16 protein-coding genes are annotated in these 18,502 nt (G+C 64.3%); 9 read left to right on the forward strand and 7 right to left on the reverse strand.

The genetic code is table 11. The features are described from left to right. Positions 1-48: 48 nt before the first annotated feature. The 3 genes from meaB (at position 49) to C7G61_RS05620 (ending at position 3,385) form a co-directional block, all read left to right on the forward strand. Entirely contained in the window at positions 49-1,041 is a 993-nt protein-coding gene (gene meaB / locus C7G61_RS05610; protein ID WP_108513095.1) for a methylmalonyl Co-A mutase-associated GTPase MeaB, read from the forward strand. After that, the gene (locus tag C7G61_RS05615) at positions 1,038-1,682 is read left to right on the forward strand and encodes a pyroglutamyl-peptidase I (protein WP_108513096.1); all 645 of its coding nucleotides are present in this window, start codon (positions 1,038-1,040) and stop codon (positions 1,680-1,682) included. The genes meaB and C7G61_RS05615 overlap by 4 nt, the downstream gene beginning before the upstream one ends. A gap of 332 nt (positions 1,683-2,014) precedes the next feature. Further along, positions 2,015-3,385: a TIGR03808 family TAT-translocated repetitive protein gene (locus C7G61_RS05620; RefSeq protein WP_108513097.1), complete on the forward strand. Its 1,371-nt coding sequence runs from the start codon at positions 2,015-2,017 to the stop codon at positions 3,383-3,385. An 18-nt stretch (positions 3,386-3,403) separates the two neighbouring features. Here C7G61_RS05620 and C7G61_RS05625 read toward each other — a convergent pair whose 3' ends face one another. From C7G61_RS05625 to C7G61_RS05640, 4 genes are all read right to left on the reverse strand, one after another. Next, on the reverse strand, positions 3,404-3,916 hold the full coding sequence (locus C7G61_RS05625; protein ID WP_108513098.1) for a TIGR03809 family protein: 513 nt from the start codon (positions 3,914-3,916) through the stop codon (positions 3,404-3,406). A gap of 553 nt (positions 3,917-4,469) precedes the next feature. Further along, positions 4,470-6,176: a S8 family serine peptidase gene (locus tag C7G61_RS05630; RefSeq protein WP_420836739.1), complete on the reverse strand. Its 1,707-nt coding sequence runs from the start codon at positions 6,174-6,176 to the stop codon at positions 4,470-4,472. A gap of 60 nt (positions 6,177-6,236) precedes the next feature. Then, on the reverse strand, positions 6,237-6,950 hold the full coding sequence (locus C7G61_RS05635; protein WP_108513100.1) for a zf-HC2 domain-containing protein: 714 nt from the start codon (positions 6,948-6,950) through the stop codon (positions 6,237-6,239). After that, positions 6,947-7,516 carry a sigma-70 family RNA polymerase sigma factor gene (locus C7G61_RS05640; RefSeq protein WP_108513101.1) on the reverse strand — a complete coding sequence of 190 codons (570 nt, stop codon included), beginning with the start codon at positions 7,514-7,516 and terminating at the stop codon, positions 6,947-6,949. Before C7G61_RS05640 ends, C7G61_RS05635 begins: the two co-directional genes overlap by 4 nt. Before the next feature lie 419 nt (positions 7,517-7,935). Here C7G61_RS05640 and C7G61_RS05645 point away from each other — a divergent pair, with 419 nt between their 5' ends. Both C7G61_RS05645 and C7G61_RS05650 read left to right on the forward strand, forming a co-directional pair. Continuing rightward, positions 7,936-9,081: a GGDEF domain-containing protein gene (locus C7G61_RS05645; RefSeq protein ID WP_108513102.1), complete on the forward strand. Its 1,146-nt coding sequence runs from the start codon at positions 7,936-7,938 to the stop codon at positions 9,079-9,081. Positions 9,082-9,144: 63 nt separating this feature from the next. Beyond that, a complete protein-coding gene (locus C7G61_RS05650; RefSeq protein ID WP_108513103.1) occupies positions 9,145-10,257 on the forward strand; it encodes a DUF2336 domain-containing protein in 1,113 nt (370 codons plus the stop codon). Between the two features lie 142 nt (positions 10,258-10,399). Here C7G61_RS05650 and C7G61_RS05655 read toward each other — a convergent pair whose 3' ends face one another. Then, a complete protein-coding gene (locus C7G61_RS05655) occupies positions 10,400-11,038 on the reverse strand; it encodes an NrsF family protein (protein WP_108513104.1) in 639 nt (212 codons plus the stop codon). A gap of 2 nt (positions 11,039-11,040) precedes the next feature. Next, entirely contained in the window at positions 11,041-11,586 is a 546-nt protein-coding gene (locus C7G61_RS05660; protein ID WP_108513105.1) for a sigma-70 family RNA polymerase sigma factor, read from the reverse strand. A 451-nt stretch (positions 11,587-12,037) separates the two neighbouring features. Here C7G61_RS05660 and C7G61_RS05665 point away from each other — a divergent pair, with 451 nt between their 5' ends. Beyond that, positions 12,038-12,640 carry a hypothetical protein gene (locus C7G61_RS05665; protein ID WP_244608136.1) on the forward strand — a complete coding sequence of 201 codons (603 nt, stop codon included), beginning with the start codon at positions 12,038-12,040 and terminating at the stop codon, positions 12,638-12,640. A gap of 113 nt (positions 12,641-12,753) precedes the next feature. Further along, a complete protein-coding gene (locus C7G61_RS05670; protein ID WP_108513107.1) occupies positions 12,754-13,533 on the forward strand; it encodes an enoyl-CoA hydratase in 780 nt (259 codons plus the stop codon). A gap of 107 nt (positions 13,534-13,640) precedes the next feature. Here C7G61_RS05670 and C7G61_RS05675 read toward each other — a convergent pair whose 3' ends face one another. Continuing rightward, entirely contained in the window at positions 13,641-15,488 is a 1,848-nt protein-coding gene (locus tag C7G61_RS05675) for an acetyl-CoA hydrolase/transferase C-terminal domain-containing protein (protein WP_108513108.1), read from the reverse strand. 345 nt (positions 15,489-15,833) lie between these two features. Between C7G61_RS05675 and C7G61_RS05680 the strand changes: the two genes are divergently transcribed. Both C7G61_RS05680 and C7G61_RS05685 read left to right on the forward strand, forming a co-directional pair. Further along, entirely contained in the window at positions 15,834-17,249 is a 1,416-nt protein-coding gene (locus C7G61_RS05680) for a TolC family outer membrane protein (RefSeq protein ID WP_108513109.1), read from the forward strand. Between the two features lie 239 nt (positions 17,250-17,488). Then, positions 17,489-18,460: an alpha/beta fold hydrolase gene (locus tag C7G61_RS05685; RefSeq protein ID WP_108513110.1), complete on the forward strand. Its 972-nt coding sequence runs from the start codon at positions 17,489-17,491 to the stop codon at positions 18,458-18,460. Positions 18,461-18,502: the final 42 nt, after the last annotated feature.

Genomic DNA, 18,502 nt, shown 5'->3' on the forward strand with positions numbered 1-18,502 from the left:
TGCGCAGGGCCCCCTCGCCTGCATGGCGCGGGCGTTGTAAACCAAGCCATGACCCTGCCGAAGAATCCTTCCCCCGATGTCGGGAAACTCGCCAAAGAACTCCGCGCCGGCCACCGCGCGGCGCTGGCCCGCGCGATCACGCTGATCGAGAGCCGGCGCGGCGACCACCAGGCGGCGGCGCGCGATCTGGTGCAGGCGCTGTTGCCTGACACCGGCAAGGCGGTGCGCGTCGGCATCACCGGCTCGCCCGGGGTCGGCAAGTCCACCACGATCGACGTGCTCGGCATGTTCCTGATCGAGCGCGGCCACAAGGTCGCGGTGCTGGCGGTGGACCCCTCCTCGGCGCGCACCGGCGGCTCGATCCTCGGCGACAAGACGCGGATGGCGCGGCTGGCGAATTCCGACCATGCCTTCGTCCGGCCCTCGCCGTCATCAGGCACGCTCGGCGGGGTCGCCGCCAAAACCCGCGAGGCGATGCTGCTCTGCGAAGCCGCCGGGTTCGACGTCGTGCTGGTGGAGACCGTCGGCATCGGCCAGTCCGAAACCGCGGTCTGCGACATGACCGATTTCTTCCTGGCCCTGATGCTGCCCGGCGCCGGCGACGAATTGCAGGGTATCAAGAAAGGCCTGGTCGAACTCGCTGACATGATCGCGATCAACAAGGCTGACGGCGACAACGTCAAGCGCGCCAATCTGGCGGCGGCCGAATACCGCGGCGCACTGCACATCCTGAGCCCCCGCTCGGAACACTGGCATCCGCCGGTGCTGACCTATTCGGCATTGACGGGCACCGGCATGGACACGCTGTGGCAGAAGATTCTCGATCACCGCACCGCCATGAATGCCTCCGGCGAGTTCGCAGGTCGGCGGCGCGAGCAGCAGGTGAAATGGATGTGGTCGATGCTGGAGCAGCGGATGATGGCGCGGTTGCGCGCCGACGCCGCGATCCGCGCCAGGGTGAAGAAGACCGAAGCCGAAGTCGCTGACGGCCGCATCACGCCGGCGGTCGCCGCCGAACAGATCGCGGAGTGGCTGCGGTGAGCGAAAAACTTCGCATTCTCGTCACCGGATTCGGGCCGTTTCCCGGGGCGCCTTACAATCCAACGCAGCCGCTGGTGGCGCGGCTGACGCGGCTGCGCCGCCCTGCTTTCGCCGAGGTCGAACTGTCCAGCCATATCTTTCCGGTCACCTACAGAGCGGTCGATCGCGAATTGCCGCTGGCTCTGAAGAAGCACCAACCTCACGCGCTGCTGATGTTCGGCCTCGCCGGCCGCACCGGATATCTCCGGGTCGAGACCCGCGCCCGCAATGCCATCACCATGCTGTGGCCCGACGCCGCGCAAACCCGCGCCCGCAAGGGATCGATCGCCGACGGTGCCGATGCGCAGAGATTCGGCCCGCATACCGCAAAGCTGCTGCGTGCCGCCAAGGGGACCGGGCTCGATGCCCGCGCCTCGCGTGATGCCGGCAGTTATCTTTGCAACTACCTGAGCTGGCGCGCGATTGAGGCCGTCGATGCCGACAACGGCCCCCGCCTCGCCGCCTTCATTCACATCCCACCGCTGGCACGCGGCGGCGCGTCCAGGCGCAAGGGATTTGCACGTATCACGCTGGAAGAGCTGGTCGACGCCGGCGAAGCGATGCTGCTGGAAATGGTGCGGCTGGCGCGCAGAACTTCGTGAATTCGTAGGATGGGTGGAGCGCAGCGATACCCATCAATGCCGGTGCTGTGGCGATGGGTATCGCTGCGCTCCACCCATCCTACGGACCTGAGGAGCGCGGAACGCGCGTCTCGAAGGATGAATGGCACGAGCCGGGCTACATGGTTCGAGACGGCGCTATCGCGCCTCCTCACCATGAGGGTTTAACATTCCACCACGGATCAGCCGTACCCAACATTAACCCTACCCCGAACAATCGCCGCCTTTCTTCCCGGTCTTCACCATGCCCGGCCGCATTTTCGCGATACCTATGAAGATGCAAATGCCGCGATCTGCATTGCGCGAGGGCCACCATGGACATGAACCGCCGCCATCTCATTGGAGCATCCGCCGCCGGAGTAGCAGGCGCACTTGCGATGTCGCCGGAGCCAGCGCGCGCCGCTCCGCCCGCCTCGGCGCTCGGCCGCGACGCCACGCAATATGGCGTCCGCCCCGGCAGTCCCGACGATCAGACCGGCAAACTCCAACGCGCCATCGACGAAGCTGCGCGCGCGCAAGCACCGCTGGCGCTGCCGCCGGGGGTCTATCGCACCGGCATGCTTCGCCTGCAAAGCGGCACGCAACTGGTCGGCGTGCGCGGCGCCACCAAACTCATATTCAGCGGCGGCCCTTCGATGCTGCAGGGCGAAGGCGCCAACAATGTCGGCCTGACCGGCATCACCTTCGATGGCGGCAGCATTCCGCTGCCGGAGCGGCGCGGGCTCGTGCATTGCCTCGGCGGTCGCGACGTTCGCATCGCCGATTGCGAAGTCATCGGCAGCGGCGGCAACGGCATCTGGCTGGAGCAGGTCTCCGGCGAGATCTCCGGCAACATCTTCAGGAAGATCGCGACAACAGCAGTTGTATCGTTCGACGCGCTGGGCCTGGTCGTCTCGCGCAACACCATCATCGATACCAACGACAACGGCATCGAGATCCTGCGCACGTCGATCGGCGACGACGGCACGCTCGTTCTCGACAACCGCATCGAGGACATCAAGGCCGGGCCCGGCGGCTCCGGGCAGTATGGCAACGCCATCAATGCGTTCCGCGCCGGCAATGTAATCGTGCGCGGCAACCGCATCAGGAATTGCGACTACTCCGCGGTGCGCGGCAATTCGGCCTCGAACATCCAGATCACCGGCAACAGCGTCAGCAATGTCCGCGAGGTCGCGCTCTATTCGGAGTTCGCGTTCGAAGGCGCCGTGATCGCCAACAATACCGTTGATGGCGCGGCCGTCGGCGTCTCCGTCTGCAATTTCAACGAGGGCGGCCGCATCGCCGTCGTGCAGGGCAACATCATCCGTAACCTGCTGCCGAAGCGGCCGATCGGCACTGCGCCAGACGATGACGCCGGAATCGGCATCTATGTCGAGGCGGACTCGACGGTGACAGGCAACGTGATCGAAAACGCGCCCTCGTTCGGCATCATCGCCGGCTGGGGAAAGTATCTGCGTGATGTCGCCATTACCGGCAACGTGATCCGCAACGCCTTTGTCGGCGTCGGCGTGTCGGTAATGCCCGGCGCCGGGACGGCGCTGGTCAACAACAACATGATTTCGGAAACCCCGCGCGGCGCCGTGGTCGGGCTCGACCACGCCCGCACCATCACGACCGACCTGTCGGCCGAAGGCGCGCAGCGTTACGCGCAGGTGGTGGTCGGGGGCAACGCGGTGCGGCGCTAGCTCGCCCCTCACGCCGCCTTACAGCGCGTTGCGCAGCAGCGGATAGCGTTCCTTCATCGTATCGAAATCGAGTGGCGGCAACGGCACCTCATCCAGCGCCGGCGCGTCAGGCACGGACGGCGCCTCGTCCGCCACGGCGAGCCGGCTTTCCAGCGCGACCAGAACATCCGCGGGAATTTCGCGCGGCGGCGTTGCGGCAATCGGCGCCGGCTGCAGGTGCACAACCGGCTGACGGAACCCTTCATCGCGCGGCAGCGGCGTCAGCAGCCGCGGCGTCGTGCGGCGGCGGCCAAGCCAGGCCAGGTCGATCGCCGTGTTTTCGAGCGAGGCTTCGCGGCTCAACAGGTCGCGCCAGGTTTCGACGGCGGCCTTGGCTTCCTGGATGTTTTCGAGAAATTCGAGTTCGGTGTGATATCGGCGCCAGCGCCCGGTCTCGAACAGTTCAGTAAGGTATTCCAGCCGTTGCTCGGCAAGGTTGCACCAGCGCGCAACAATATTGCGGCCACGTGCCACGTCTGCAGGATGTGCCATAAATCAGCCCGTAAGAGAGAGACGGACGCAGACGCAACCTGAGACGAATCAATTGGAAGTGACAGGTATATTCTGTGGAAAACTTTTCTCACTGTCCAGTACGTGAAGCTACGGACGACACCGTGATCGAAGAAATCCGCACAAATACGGAGTTGTCATCGCTCTTCACCGTCAAGCTGCACGGCAGCATGGCCGCGTTGCGAGGCGCGCCTCGATCATTTCGTTGGGAAGACGCGAGGAAATATCGCGCCGTCCACGCAGACGAACGGAACGCCTGCGGTCGGCAAGCCCACGCGGACGCCACACACGACGCGGCGTCTTCCAAGAAACCTGTTTCCGAAAATGAAAGACCCGTCCGGGGGGACAACCGGACGGGTCAAGCCATATGGGGCGCTTGGGGTGGATGGGCGCTCGCGCCGAATACAGCCGATGGGGAGGGATTACCGCTCCCACATAGATAAGTCGCAGCACCCTCGCCGGACGTTCAAAACGCCGGACGATTTTTTTAACCTTGTGTTCGGGAACGATTGCCGGAAAACCGCTGCACAGCAGGCTATTTCGCGGCGTTTGCGGCCGATTTGTCCGACGCCATCGACGGCGGGGAGTCATTCAGCGCCCGGCTCACGGAAGCGTTATCGGCAGACGGGTCGAGCGCCGGCGTTTTTTCTCCCGCTGGCTTGCCGGAAACGGAGGCAAGCGGAACCGCCGGCGGGGCGGTCGCCGCAGTGACCGCGGCAAAGGCGTCGGCCTCCCCTGCTCCAAACTGATCGTCGCGGCCGGGAGTGCCGAGATCGCGGGCGGTCTTCGTTAGAAGCGCACGAACATCGTTTGGTTTCAACGCAGGATTGCGCTCCAGCATCAGCGCCGCAACGCCGCTGACATAGGCGGCGGAGAACGACGTGCCCGACGTGATCTGATATTTTTCATCCGGCGCCGGCAGGAAGATATCGGCGCCCGGCGCCGATATCGCGATGTGGTTGCCCCGGTTCGACGCCGCGAACAGCCTTTGCTGCGCGTCGGTTCCGCTCACTGCAATGACGTTCGGATTGGCGGCCGGATACAGCGGCGGCGATTTCGCGCCGGCATTGCCGGCCGCAGCCACCATCAGGATGCCGCGGCTCGCCGTTGCGGCGATCCCGCGCTCGATCAGCGGATCCTTCGGGCCGGCAAAGCTCATGTTGATGATCTGCGCGCCATGCTCGGTCGCGTAGTCCAATCCCCTCAGGATCACATAGGACGTGCTCTCCGCGCCCTTCGATCCCGCGCCGAATGCGCGGATCGCGAGCAACCTCGCCTCCGGCGCGCTGCCCATCAGTTTGGCATGCGCAACGATCGCGCCGGCAATGCCGGTGCCGTGGACATGCGGACCTTCCTTGCTGCCGAGCGCGTCGAAACTGTCGGCGACCGAATTGGCGAGTTCGGGATGTTTGACGTCGACACCTGAATCGATCACCGCAATGGTGACGTTCATGCCGCGGACGAGCGCATGCGCCTGCGGCAGCCGAAGCTGGGCGACGGCGTATTGCGCAGCGTCCCCCTCGATTGCGGGCTTCCTCGCATCCTGCAGGAAGTAACGGAAATTGAGCTGCACCGAGCGCACGCTGCCGTCGGCGGCGAGTTCGCGGCGCACGGTGTCCACCGGCCGCCGATCCACGATGCGGAACAGGCCGATGGTGCCGCCGAGCAGCGGGAAACTCTGCGATGAAATGCGCTCCAGGCCGTGACGCCGCGCCAGCTCATCGGCCTCGGCGGTGGATAATGCGCCGTCGATTTCGGCGACGAGTTCGTTCTGGACCGCGCGCGTATTGACCGCGGCCTGCGCGTTATTATTGCGCGATCCGCCATTGCCCTTCTTGGCCGAGCTGCCGTTGCCGCCGCCGGCCGACATGACCGGACGATCGAAGCACTCGCCGTCGGGACCGCGAAACGCGTTCTGGCAGGCCGGATAGAGATTGGGCGAAAACCGCGCATGGGGCAGCGTCGACGACACGCCGGCGCCCGGGCGGACTCGCAGAGTCGAACTCATGGTGCCGATCCGGGACGGCGGCGTCCGCGCCACGCGATCGGCGCTTATGCTCGGCCGGGCCGCGACACCGGGATTAATCCGCGGCGTTATCGTCGGATTGATGGTAGGCGTCCGCGCCCCGACATTGAGATTGGGCGTGCGCATAATGCCCTGCGCATGAACCGCCGAGGCTGCGAACGCCATCAATGGCAAAAGCGCCGCCGACAAAATCAATGCCGCGCGGCGCGTCTTCATCAGCCAATTCGGACAATCGTGAACCATGGAACCTCGGCCTTCCCGGGGCGCCGCGAACTCTTACGGCGTTGCGACCGCCAGGCTGACGATCTTCTCGCGCTGCAGCCTGCCCAGCAGGGCTGCGGCTTCGTCCTTTCCAACAGCCTTGTTGCCGAACTGAAGGCGGAACATGCCGCCCTTGGCGCCGTCGACGATCGAGGCCTGGTAATTGTCGAGCAAAGCGGTGATGTCGGCGATACGGGCTTCCGGCGCAAACCGTACCAGCGCGCGCGGCGGAGCGGCGCTAATGCCGAGATCGCGGGTGATGGGCGCCGACGACCGTTCGTTTATGCTCAGCGAAGCGGTCTGGAACGAAGCGGTCTGGTTCTTCATCAGTACGGCGCCGATCACGCCGGCCTGCAACAGCAGCGCCACGGCGCCGAGGCTCGCCGACCAGGCCAGCGTGCGCGGCGACAACCGTGCGAAAAATTCAGATATCCGGGCGGACAGGCTGACCGAAAGCGATGGCTTGCGCACGGGCTCTCCGTCGATCGCGGCAAACAGCTTCGTCATGGCGCGCGTGGACGGCGCACCGAGGCTCTCGTTGAGGCTGATCGTCTCGGCGTATTCCTCGCGGATGACGGCGTATTGCCGGGCAAGCTCGGGATCGCCGGCGAGTGCTTCCTCGACGCGGCGAGCATCGCGCGCGCTCAAGGTGCCGGCCGCATGGAACGGCAACAGCATCTCGATTTCGCTGGGCTCGTGATCCAGCATTTTTTTGCTCGCCGCCATCATGGCCAACCTCGCTCTATGCCGGCTGCCTTCAGCAACTCGGCCAATTTCTTGCGCGCATAAAACAGGCGCGTCTTGACGGTGTTCTCCGGAATTCCGACGATTTCGGCCACCTCTTCCACGGACTTCTCGTGGTAGTAGACGAGATCGACGATCTCCCGATGATCTGACGAAAGCGCCGTCAGGCACTTGCGCAACGCTTCACCCGTATCCTTCTTCTGCACCACCACTTCGGGATCGTCGGACGTATCCTCGATCGCGTTCGCAGTCTCGTCGTCCAGTCCAACGTCCTTGCGGCGCCTTAGTGCCGAAAGGGCCTTGAACCGCGTAATCGCCAACAGCCACGTGGTAACGGCGGATCGGCCTTCGAACTTGCCGGCCTGACGCCACACATCGAGAAAAACCTCGCTGATGAGGTCTTCCGCAATCTGTTCATCCCTTACGAGCCGAAGCCCGAAACGGAACACCCTGACATGGTGCCTTCCGTAAAGCACCTGCATGGCGAGCCGGTCGCCTTGAGCGATCCGAGCGATCAGAATTTCGTCTGAAGCCGCCTGTGCCGCGTTCAATGGCCGTCTCGCAAAGTTGGTCTGACGGGAGAGGCCGGCGGTTCGATGTGAAAGGTGAGATTCTTCACATTACGGCAATGTCCGGAGCGCATGTGTGACCTACCGCACAGACGGACATTACCAGGCCATTTTCCCGGCAAAGACGAGCTGAACTCTAGAATTGGTACCATAATACGGAAAAACTTTCTTAAAGACGCGCCACCCCAACCTTAGCAAGGCTTCGCCGGCGGGGCAGCATCTGCGTACGCACAAAGGTTTCCCGCGCAAGCGGGTTTCGCGCTATCGGAATTCGGCAGATTTCCGTTACGAAACAGTGCAATGGCAGGGTTTTAACGGGCCCGATTCGACTGCAAAAGATACCAAACCTAAAGGCTTTATTCCCTAAAGTTTCGTCGGGTATCCTCCAATAGCGACGGGACATGAGCAGCGCGGCTTCATTGCTTCAGGGGCAAGGCTCCCACAGTACGGCCGCGCCGGTCCGACTGCCGCCGGAGGTATTGAAGCGCCGGGTCGGCCAGCGCCGGCACATGCTGGCCGTCCAGGTCGTCAGCTATGCGCTCATCACCTCGGTGCTGCTGGCCTATTGCTACGCCGGCACCATCCCGATCGTCATTCCGTCGACCTATTTCCTTTCCGGCATCGGACTGGTCTCGGTCTTTGTCGTGTTGTCGGAAGCCAACTTCAACGACCGGTTCGAAGACCACTATCTGACGATCTTCCAGGTTGCCGGCCACGTCGCGCTCCAGCTCTGTTTCCTGCTGGCGGCGCCTGAAATCGGATTTGCCTTCCTGAGCGTGGTATTTCTCATTTTCGGGTTCGGCGCGCTGCGAATGACCTCCCGGCAGGCGATCACCTCCTGGACGCTCACCATGATCGGCCTGGCGCCGATCTTCCTCTTCAGCAGCACCCCGATCGGCCTGCCGATTACCACCCAGACCGAACGCGTCGCGGCCATGCTTTCCTTTGTCCTCACGATCGGACAGTGCGCCTTCGTGGGACTGTATGGCAGCACCATGCGCAAGATGCTCTACGACCGCAGCTTCGAACTGAAAGCGGCGTACAAGCGGATCGAGGAGCTTGCCGAACTCGACGAATTGACGGGGGCGTCCAACCGGCGCTGCATCATGCGAATGCTGGAGGAGGAGATTGCCCGCGCGACCCGCAGCGGATCGCCCTGCTCCATCGCGCTGATTGACCTCGACTGGTTCAAACGGATCAACGACGCCTACGGCCATCCGACCGGCGACGAGGTGCTGCGGACATTCTCGATCACCATGTTCGCCAACGTCCGCAGCGTCGACCGGTTCGGCCGCTATGGCGGCGAGGAATTCCTGCTGGTGCTGCCCGACATGGACGCCGACCAGGCCATGCGGGCACTCGACCGGTTGCGCGCCATTATTGCCGATCTCGACTGGAGCGCGTTCTCGCCGGGCATGAAGGTGACGATGTCGGCCGGCGTCGCAACGCTTAATCCGAACGAGACGTCAGACCTATTTCTCGCGCGCGCCGACAGCGCGCTTTATGCAGCCAAGGCGCAGGGACGCAACCGCGTTACCCGCGCCTGATCCGACATATTTCAGCTCCGGCGGCGCAGAATACGCCGCCAGCTTTTGCTCCAGGACAGAGTCATGATTTCGAAAGCCGCCAAGTCCCCTTCTCTCGGAAGTCTGCTCGACGAGCTGCAGTCGACGCTCGCGCACGGCACCGTCGCGCGCCGGGTAGAGACCCTGCGCCGGGTAACCGATCTCTTCATCAATGGCGCGGTGGACTATTCGGACGAGCAGGTCGGGCTGTTCGACGACGTATTCCAGTGCCTGATCGACCACATCGAAACCTCGGCCAGGATGCTCCTGGCCAACCGTCTCGCCGCGGTCGACACCGCCCCGCCGCTCACCATCCGCGCGCTTGCTTTCGATGATGTCATCGAGGTGGCAGGTCCGGTGCTGTCGCAGTCGATGCGGCTCGACGACAAGACCCTGATCGAGAATGCGCGCAGCAAGAGCCAGGCGCATTTGATGGCGATTTCGACGCGCAGGACCCTGAGCGGCGCGGTCACCGACGTGCTGGTCCAGCGCGGCAACGACGAGGTGATTCAGTCAACCGTGAACAATCCGGGCGCGGAGTTCACCGAGCGCGGCTTTACCCGCCTCGTCAGGCGCGCCGACGGCGACGACAATCTCACGAGCTGCATCGGCCTGCGCCCGTCCGTGCCGCGGCATCTCTATCTGAAACTGCTCGCCAAGGCCTCCGACACGGTGCGGCAGCGGCTGGAGGCCGCCAACCCGCAGCAGGCAGCCGAAGTGCCGACCGTGGTCAAGGAAGCAACGCGTCGCGCGCGCTCGGCGACCTCGACGATCACCAAGGACACCCCGATTGCGCACGCGCTGGTCAAGTCGCTGTATGAGGACGGCCGGCTCGACGAATCCGAAGTGGCGTCGTTTGCCGCGGCCGGAAAATTCGACGAGGCCAATGCCTCGATCGCAGCGCTCGCCAACGTGCCGGTGGCGATCGCCGAGAACATGATGATCGAAACCCGGGCCGAAGGCGTGATGATCCTGGCGAAGGTCGCAGGGTTGTCGTGGCCGACGGTCAAGACCATCATCAAGATGCGCGACGAACTCTCCGGCGCGGAGCCGGCCGATCTTATGGCCTGCAAGGACACCTACGAGCGGCTGCGGCCGTCGACGGCGCAGCAGGTGCTGCGCTTCCACCGCATGCAGCAGAACGCGCCGGTGGCGTGAGTACTCTGCTCCCGTAGCCCGGATGGAGCGCAGCGCAATCCGGGGTTCCTGCCGCTAGAAAGAGCCCCGGATTTGCGCGGAGCCTGTCATCGGGCGCGCGTTCGCGCGACCCGTTGGCTCCATCCGGGCTACGCGCTGGCGCCTAGTACCTGAGCAGCTTCGCTCCGGCGAGCGCGCCGATCGCGGTCACCAGCGCGGTCGCGATCGTGTACCAGGCTGCCACGAACAGCGGTGAATCGTCCGTGCAATGCGAGGCGTAGAGCGTCGCCGCCAGTCCCGCCGACAACAGTCCCGCGATGGCGCCGGCGACCGCCGGCCGCGCCGGCGCGCCGTGGCGCAGCCCGATCAGCGCAGCAGCCAGAAGCGGCAGCGACAGCACCGGGATCGCCACCATGCAGACCGAGGAGTTCTTGCCGACCAGCCGCGTCATCATCGGCAACCGCTGCGGCATCATCATCTCGCCGCCGATCGCCGCCGCCAGGATCCCGACCGGGGCCAGCAGCAGCCAGCCAAATCCGCGCAGCGAGGCCTCGGGCCGCGACAGATGCAGGCTGACGGCAATCGCCGCAATCGCCAGCGCCAGCGTCACCGCGAATTTCAGGTCGAAGAACGGGTTACGCATCGCCATCATCACGTCGGGCCTGACGCCGAGTTCGGTAAAGAACATCAGAAGCGAAACCGGTGCCGCGGCCAGCAGCGCCAGCATCAGCGCGTATCCCACCGGGCGCGCACGGTGCTCGTTGTCGGCCGCCAGCGTTCGAATGAGACGATCGGTATCCATTCTCATTGTTCCCGTAACTTCGCCGTCAGGCTGGTCAGGCCGCGATGCAACGCCACCCGCACCGCGCCCTCCGTCATCGAAAATTTCGCCGCCGTATCCTTGATCGAGGCGCTGTCGACTGCGATCGACTGCAGCACGTCGCGCTGCCGCGCCGGCAGCGTCTGGAGTTGGGCGGCGACCTCGCTCGCCGACGCCGTCTCGGCCGGCGCCTCGCCCGGCAGCGTCTCGGCGAAATCGTCAATGTCGACGAAAATGCGCCGGCCGCGGCGGCGCAACGCATCGATCAGCTTGTTGCGGGCGATCGCAAACAGCCATGGGGCAAGCGGGGCGGTAACGTCCCAGGTGTGCCGCTTCAGATGGACCGCCAGCAAAATGTCCTGCACGATGTCCTCGGATTGATCGACCGGTTGCCCTGCCCGCGCCAGTCCGCGGCGCGCCGCGGCCCGGAGCACCGGCGTGACGGCCTTGAGCAGGCGATGATACGCCGCACTGTCGCCTGCAATGGCCGACCGCATCAGGCCGGTCCATTCGTCATCCCGTTCGCGCAAGAGCGCTCCTACCCTGCAATTCGGTCGATCTTTCAATTTGTTACATCAGGACGATCCGATCACGAAGTCGTGATCGAAAGTCTTGACGCACAAGGCCCAGCACCACCCGGCCCCGCGCCCTATCCGGGAATCGGGACGGCCGGCTGCGCGGACGGCAGGCTCATAACATCGATTGCACAGGCTCGCATCCAGCGCAGCCCCTCCGAGGGAGGTCCGGCCCGGCAAAAATGCCGCCGGCACATGCTCGCTGCAACACCATTGCCCAGCTTTTGCCCGGTGTTGCCCGAAGATTCCCTTTTTCTGCCGAACTGTGGACACGGCGTGGGGTCTTTTTTCGTGGTTGGGCGGGCGCCAATGGGGAGATTTCTACATGACGATCAAAGCCAGCGCGCGGTCGGCCTTGATTCTCGCAGCAGGACTTTTGGTAAGTTTCGCAGGACCACCGGCGGCGATGGCTGCCGGCACGGATACGGATAGCGCCCCGACCTCGAAGTCGGAGAATGCGACGTCCGGCAAGTCCGTCAAATCGGGTTCGCGTTACCTGAAGAAGCGCTACGCCCATCGCAAAGACACGCGCGCGGCATCGAAATCCACCGAGGACAAGAAAGCCGACGAAAAGCAGGTCGCCGATGCCAGCGGCGCCACCCCGCCCGCGATTCCCCAATGGCTCGCCAACGCCAACGCGCAAATGACTGCCACCGATGCGGCCCCGGATAGCGCCATGGGGATGTCGGCGGCCATGTCGGAGAAAGCCAACACGGTCCTGCAGGCGGCGGCGGACAAGCCGGCTGACGCGGAGGCGCCGGCCGATCCCGCCGTGGCGGCCCCCGACCAGCTCAACGAGACCGATCGGGCGCTGCATCTACAGGAGCCCCCCGCCACCTCCACTAAGACGGTTGCGATGGCCTCGACCAGCAGACCGGCATCGGAGACCGGCCAGGCCGCGAATAACGATAGTTCCACTCTGGACAAGACCTCACTGATCGGAAAGATCTTTATCGCCTTCGGCGCGCTGCTGACGGTGGCGTCGGCCGCGCGGATGTTCATGGCGTAGCTACCGGCGTACGGACGCGGGCCACACCGCTGTCAGGGATCCGTTCCCGCCCCACTTGAAGCCCACCCCGGCAGCGGGCACATTGCCCACAAGATCAGGACCCGGGGTGGATCATGGCGACGTTCGAATACATCATTGTCGAGAGCAAGGGCGCGGTCGGCATCATCACGCTGAACCGGCCAAAAATGCTCAACGCGTTGTCGTTCGGCGTGTTTCGCGAGATCGCGGCCGCCGTCGATGACCTCGAGGCCGACGACAAGATCGGCTGCATCCTGCTCACCGGCAGCGAAAAGGCGTTCGCCGCCGGCGCCGACATCAAGGAGATGCAGCCGAAAACCTTCATCGACATGTTCTCCAGCGATTTCGCCGCGATCGGCGGCGGCCGCGTCGCCGCCTGCCGCAAACCGACCATCGCGGCGGTCAGCGGTTATGCGCTCGGCGGCGGCTGCGAGCTCGCCATGATGTGCGACATCATCATCGCATCCGACACCGCAAAATTCGGCCAGCCGGAAATCACGCTCGGCACCATTCCCGGCATCGGCGGCACCCAGCGGCTCACGCGCGCGATCGGCAAATCCAAGGCGATGGATCTGTGCCTCACCGGGCGCATGATGGATGCGGCGGAAGCCGAGCGCTCCGGCCTCGTCAGCCGCGTCGTGCCGGCGGACAAGTTGATGGAAGAGGCGCTCTCGGCTGCGGAAAAGATCGCCTCGATGTCGCGTCCCGCGGCCGCGATGGCCAAGGAGGCCATCAACCGCGCGTTCGAGACGCCATTGTCGGAAGGCATGAATGTCGAGCGCAATTTGTTCCACTCGACCTTTGCGCTGGAAGACCGCTCCGAGGGCATGGCGGCGTTCATCGAGAAGCGCAAGCCGGTGAACAAGAACAGATGACGCGGCGCCGAGATTCGTAGGATGGGTAGAGCGCAGCGAAACCCATCAACAGTCCTCAACAGTGAATGATGGGTTTCGCTTCGCTCTACCCATCCTACGGCACCTCGCTATTTCACTCGCGCCAGCGCCGCGTTGACCAGCGCGCGATAGCCACGCTCGGCAAACGTCGTCGGGCGATCGAGACCCAACCGCGCCAGGCATTCGCGGTTCGAGGCGTCCGGCGGCTGCCTCATCCCCTGCCACAGCAACCCGGGCAACAGCAGCGGTGTCCGCTGCGCTTCTCGCAGCAATTGCAGCGCCGGGATCAGCCGTTGCTCGACCTCGGTAAAATCGCTGCCGAACGGGAATGACGGCAGCAGGCCCGCATCGCGCGCAGGCTTTAAGGCTTGCGCGATCCGCTCCGGAAAATTCTCGCGGTGGCTGCGCGGAATTTCAAAACTCTTCGGCAGCTTGCCGGCATCCTTGGCGATCCCGGCCAGTTCATCCTGGAAACGGGAATCCGTGACCGCCAGCATCGCCGCGATGGTCTCGGCGTCTGATTTGCCTCTGACGTCGGCAACGCCGTATTCGGTGACGAACACGTCGCGCAGATGCCGCGGGATGGTCTGGTGCCCGTAATTCCAGCGAATGTTGGAAAGCGTTTTGCGGCCCGCCGGCCGTGTCGCTTCCAGCGCGAGGACCGATCGCGCGCCCTCAAGCGCGAACGCCTGCGCAACGAAATTGTACTGGCCGCCGACGCCGCTCACGACCTGGCCGTCTTCGAGGCCGTCCGAAATCGCGGCCCCCATCAGCGTCGCCATCATCGCGGTGTTGACAAAGCGGGCGCCGACGCGCGCGCGGCGCTTGGCATCCTCGTCGCCATAGAGCTGGTTGGTGAAGGATACCGGCATCATCTGGATGCGCGCGAGTTGCTCGGCCGGCATCTCGCGCAACGCGCGATAGAACGATTTGGGTCCCAGGAAAAACGCGCCGTGCAGCGTCACGCCATCGACCTCGCGCTTGAGAATGCCGGCCTCGATCAGGCAGAGAAACGCCTCAATCAGCATTTCGCTGACCCCATAGAGCCCCTTCGTGAACGGCGCGCTCTCCGCAGGTGCCGCTCCCGGCGCAAGCCGCTTCATGATGGCGTGGAACTGCGCGTTGTCGTGGTGACGAACGATCAACCCCTGCGCCAGCGCATCGCCGACCTGCCCGATGCCGATCTGCAAGGTGCCGCCGTTGGGCACGAGGCCAGCTGCATGAAGCCCGATCGCGTATTTGGTGTCGCTGACCGGCTCGGCCGGCGGGGCGAACAGCGGGAAGTCGGTCGCGGGGCTGTCGAGAACAGCAGAAAACTCGTCCCCCCGCAGATCGCCGGCGCCCGGCATGAACGGCAGCTCGGAATTGACCTGGCCGATCAGCTTGAACGATGCCCGGCCTTGCCCGCGGGCGCGCAGGATGTCGAGCGTGGTGTCGGTGTTGCAGCTCAGGCTGTAGCGCGTCACGCCATCGACCACACGCTTCGCAACCAGTTGGGTGACGACATTCAGCCCGCGCGTCAGCAGATAGGACGAGGCATGGGTATAGTTCGCGGAGATGTAACGCTCTTGCGCGAACGGCACGTGCAGCCATTTGCCGGCCAGAAAAAAGAACTCGATCACCTCTATGTTGGGCGGCAATTCGCCGGCATGCAGCGCGCTGGCATACGTCAGGTCGGGATAGCCACCAAACAGGCGATCGATCACCGGGCCGATGAAGCGCCGCTCGAGCAGGCTCGAGGGCCGCGGCTTTTCCAGCGTCAGCGCCGAAAAGAACGTCAGGTTGATCGAGCGGTCGGCGGCGGCGCGCGCGTACAGCGCGTTGACGATGTGGTTGGCCTTGCCAAGCCCGAGCGGCAAGCCGACCACGAGGTTGGTTCCGACGTCGCGGATGATATCCTCCGCGATCGCTTCGGGGTCGGAAAACAATTTTGGCATCGAGTTGCGGACCCGGGAATAGCTGGGGAGCCAACCGCCCTGAATCGGACGCCAGCCAGCGAAGCTATAGCGTATTTGCCGCCGAACTTCGTCTGTGACGAACCGGCAACAGCCAAGCGCTGATTTTCACCGAATTAATGTACTGATGTCGCGCGGCAGTTTGCCTGTAGCGGCGACGCCCCCTAAACAGGTAGACGAGCCGAGGCTGTCGGCGGGGGCGGACAAGCAATGCATGATCCGGAATGACGGGTGACCGGCGTTCACGAAGACCATGCCCAAACAAGCAGATGGAGCGGAATGGCTCGAAGCAGGGTTATCACGTTCTTGTGTTGGCTACGGGATCAAATGGCTAAGCGTGCCGCTAGGGTTGGCCACGTTGAAAGGCGGTTGCTTCGATCGGGCATTTGCCTTGCAGCGGCTTGCTTTGCGTTTGCAGCGCCGGCCGCGCATGGCGAAAACCTCCCCGAGGCGCTGGCCAAGGCCTACCAGACCAATCCCGCGCTCAATGCGGAACGGGCGCGTCAGCGCGCCACCGACGAGAACGTGCCGCAGGCGCTTTCGGCCTACCGGCCGCAGATCATCGCCGGCCTCTCCGCCGGCCTTCAGTCGGTACGGAACCTGCTGCCCGACAACACCATCCAGTCCGCAAACCTGAAGCCCTGGACCGTCGGCATCACCGTGACGCAGACACTTTTCAACGGTTTCAAGACAGCCAACAGCGTGCGCGTGGCCGAACTGCAGGTGCAGTCCGGTCGCGAGGCCCTGCGCAACGTCGGCCAGGGCGTGCTGCTCGACGCGGTCACCGTCTATACGAATGTTCTCGCTAACCAATCGCTGGTCGAAGCGCAGCGCGCCAACGTCGCGTTTCTGCAGGAAACGCTCGGCATCACCCAGAAACGCCTGAATGCCGGCGACGTCACTCCGACCGACACCGCGCAGGCCGAGGCGCGCCTGAGTCGGGGCCGCGCCGATCTGAATGCCGCCGAGGTCAACCTCGCCATCAGCCAGGCGACCTATGCCCAGGTGATCGGCAACGCGCCCAACTCGCTCCGCCCCGCTGAAACCGTGGACCGGCTCTTGCCGCGCAGCCGCGATGACGCCACCGGCCTTGCCTTCCGGGAGCACCCCACGGTGATGGCGGCGAGCTATGACTTTGACGTCGCCTCGACCTCTATCCGCGTCGCCGAAAGCAGCCTGATGCCAACAATCACGCTGCAAGGCAGCGCCAGCCGCAGCAGGCAGTCCGATCCTACCCTCAGCAGCTCAGGGACCGACCAGGCTTCGGTCACCGGCCAGCTCACGCAACCAATCTACGATGGCGGCATGGCGGCCTCGCAGACCCGACAGGCCAAGGAAGTCGCGGCCCAAAGCCGCCAAGTGCTGGATCAATTCCGCAACCAGGCCCGCACTGCCGCGGTCGGCGCCTGGGTAGCCAATGAAGGCGCCAAGATTGCGGTCACGGCATCGGAAGCCGAAGTCCGCGCCGCCACCGTTGCGCTACAGGGCGTGCAGCGGGAGGCGGCCGGCGGCCAGCGCACGACGGTCGACGTGCTGAATGCGCAACAGGACCTGATTTTGGCAAAGGCTCGCCTGATCGGCGCGCAGCGCGACCGCGTGATCGCCTCCTATACGCTGCTGAGCGCAATCGGCCGGCTCGACGTCAAGAACCTCGGCCTCAACACGCCGGACTATCTGCCGGAAGTGCACTACCATCAGGTGCGCGACGCCTGGCACGGCCTGCGGACGCCGTCAGGGCAGTAGGTTGTATTCCCCTGTCATTCCGGGGCGATGCGAAGCATTGAACCCGGAATCTCGAGATTCCCCGGTGCGCAATTGCGCACCTGAGGTCTGGTGCTAACGCACCATCCCGGAATGACGACAAGCGCGGTATTAACCGGGCGCTGATCATGTCTGGTATCTTCAGTCGCCAGTAACCTGAGTTTGCCTAAAACTCGATTCGTTTCCGCCCTCCGTTTTGATCGATCGCTTTGCGAGGCCTCGTGGTTTCAAACATTCTGCGCTGGTCGGCCAACGGTTTGTTGGTCCTGCTCCTGTCCGTAATCCTTGTGATCATCTCATTTCGCATGGCGGCGTCGATACGCGAGACCGGCGTGCGCGCCCAACTGGCGCCAAAGACCGGCCACCTGGTGCCGACGCGTTCAGGCGCCGTTTTCGTGCAGGAGAAGGGTCCGGAGGACGGCGTTCCCGTGGTGCTGTTTCACGGCACGGCGGCCTGGAGCGAGCTATGGCGTCGTACCAGCGACGCGCTGGCCGCGGCAGGCTTTCATGTGATCGCCCTCGATCTGCCGCCGTTTGGATTCTCGGACCGTTCCGGCAGTTACACGCGGCAGGACCAAGCCGCCCGGATCAACGATGTGCTTGATGCACTGAAAGCTGAGCGCGCCATCATCGTCGGTCACTCCTTCGGCGCTGGTGCGGCGACCGAACTCGCGATGCGATATCCGGATCGGACGCGCGCGCTGGTGCTGGTCGATGCGGCGCTCGGATTGACGGCTGCGCCGTCGGACGCGCCCTGGGTTATCCAGCCGCAATGGATTCGCGAAATCCTGGTGTCGCTGACCATCACAAATCCCGTGGCGACGCAAATGCTGCTGCAATCGATGATCGCGAAGAAGGAGCGCGCGCTGCCGGAATATGTCGCGATCCTGCAAAGGCCGCTGACGCAGCGCGACAGCACCAGCGATATCGCCGACTGGCTGTATTATTTCCTCGGCGCCGACACCAATGCCGCGAGCGCGGACCGCAATGCCTATGCGAAGCTGGAAGTCCCCGTCGCGATCCTGTGGGGCGACAAGGATACGATCACCCCCGTCGAGCAGGCTCTCGATCTCCGAACGCTGCTGCCGCCGGAGACGGACCTGACGTTGCTGCCAGGGCTCGGCCACATCCCGCAGATCGAGGACCCCGGCATGTTCAACGATGCCCTGCTCAAAACACTCGGAAAACTCTAGAGCCTTTTCGGTTCTGATTGAATCAGAACCGGGCTCTAGATT

It is taken from the genome of Bradyrhizobium algeriense, from assembly GCF_003062295.1.
Lineage (GTDB): Bacteria > Pseudomonadota > Alphaproteobacteria > Rhizobiales > Xanthobacteraceae > Bradyrhizobium > Bradyrhizobium algeriense.

Coding starts and splice junctions, on each gene's coding strand:
- C7G61_RS05650 (WP_108513103.1), top strand. CDS start 9,145: ATGATTTCGAAAGCCGCCAAGTCCCCTTCTCTCGGAAGTCTGCTCGAC.
- C7G61_RS05625 (WP_108513098.1), bottom strand. CDS start 3,916: ATGGCACATCCTGCAGACGTGGCACGTGGCCGCAATATTGTTGCGCGC.
- C7G61_RS05645 (WP_108513102.1), top strand. CDS start 7,936: ATGAGCAGCGCGGCTTCATTGCTTCAGGGGCAAGGCTCCCACAGTACG.
- meaB (WP_108513095.1), top strand. CDS start 49: ATGACCCTGCCGAAGAATCCTTCCCCCGATGTCGGGAAACTCGCCAAA.
- C7G61_RS05670 (WP_108513107.1), top strand. CDS start 12,754: ATGGCGACGTTCGAATACATCATTGTCGAGAGCAAGGGCGCGGTCGGC.
- C7G61_RS05630 (WP_420836739.1), bottom strand. CDS start 6,176: ATGAAGACGCGCCGCGCGGCATTGATTTTGTCGGCGGCGCTTTTGCCA.
- C7G61_RS05655 (WP_108513104.1), bottom strand. CDS start 11,038: ATGGATACCGATCGTCTCATTCGAACGCTGGCGGCCGACAACGAGCAC.
- C7G61_RS05675 (WP_108513108.1), bottom strand. CDS start 15,488: ATGCCAAAATTGTTTTCCGACCCCGAAGCGATCGCGGAGGATATCATC.
- C7G61_RS05620 (WP_108513097.1), top strand. CDS start 2,015: ATGGACATGAACCGCCGCCATCTCATTGGAGCATCCGCCGCCGGAGTA.
- C7G61_RS05680 (WP_108513109.1), top strand. CDS start 15,834: ATGGCTAAGCGTGCCGCTAGGGTTGGCCACGTTGAAAGGCGGTTGCTT.
- C7G61_RS05635 (WP_108513100.1), bottom strand. CDS start 6,950: ATGATGGCGGCGAGCAAAAAAATGCTGGATCACGAGCCCAGCGAAATC.
- C7G61_RS05665 (WP_244608136.1), top strand. CDS start 12,038: ATGGCTGCCGGCACGGATACGGATAGCGCCCCGACCTCGAAGTCGGAG.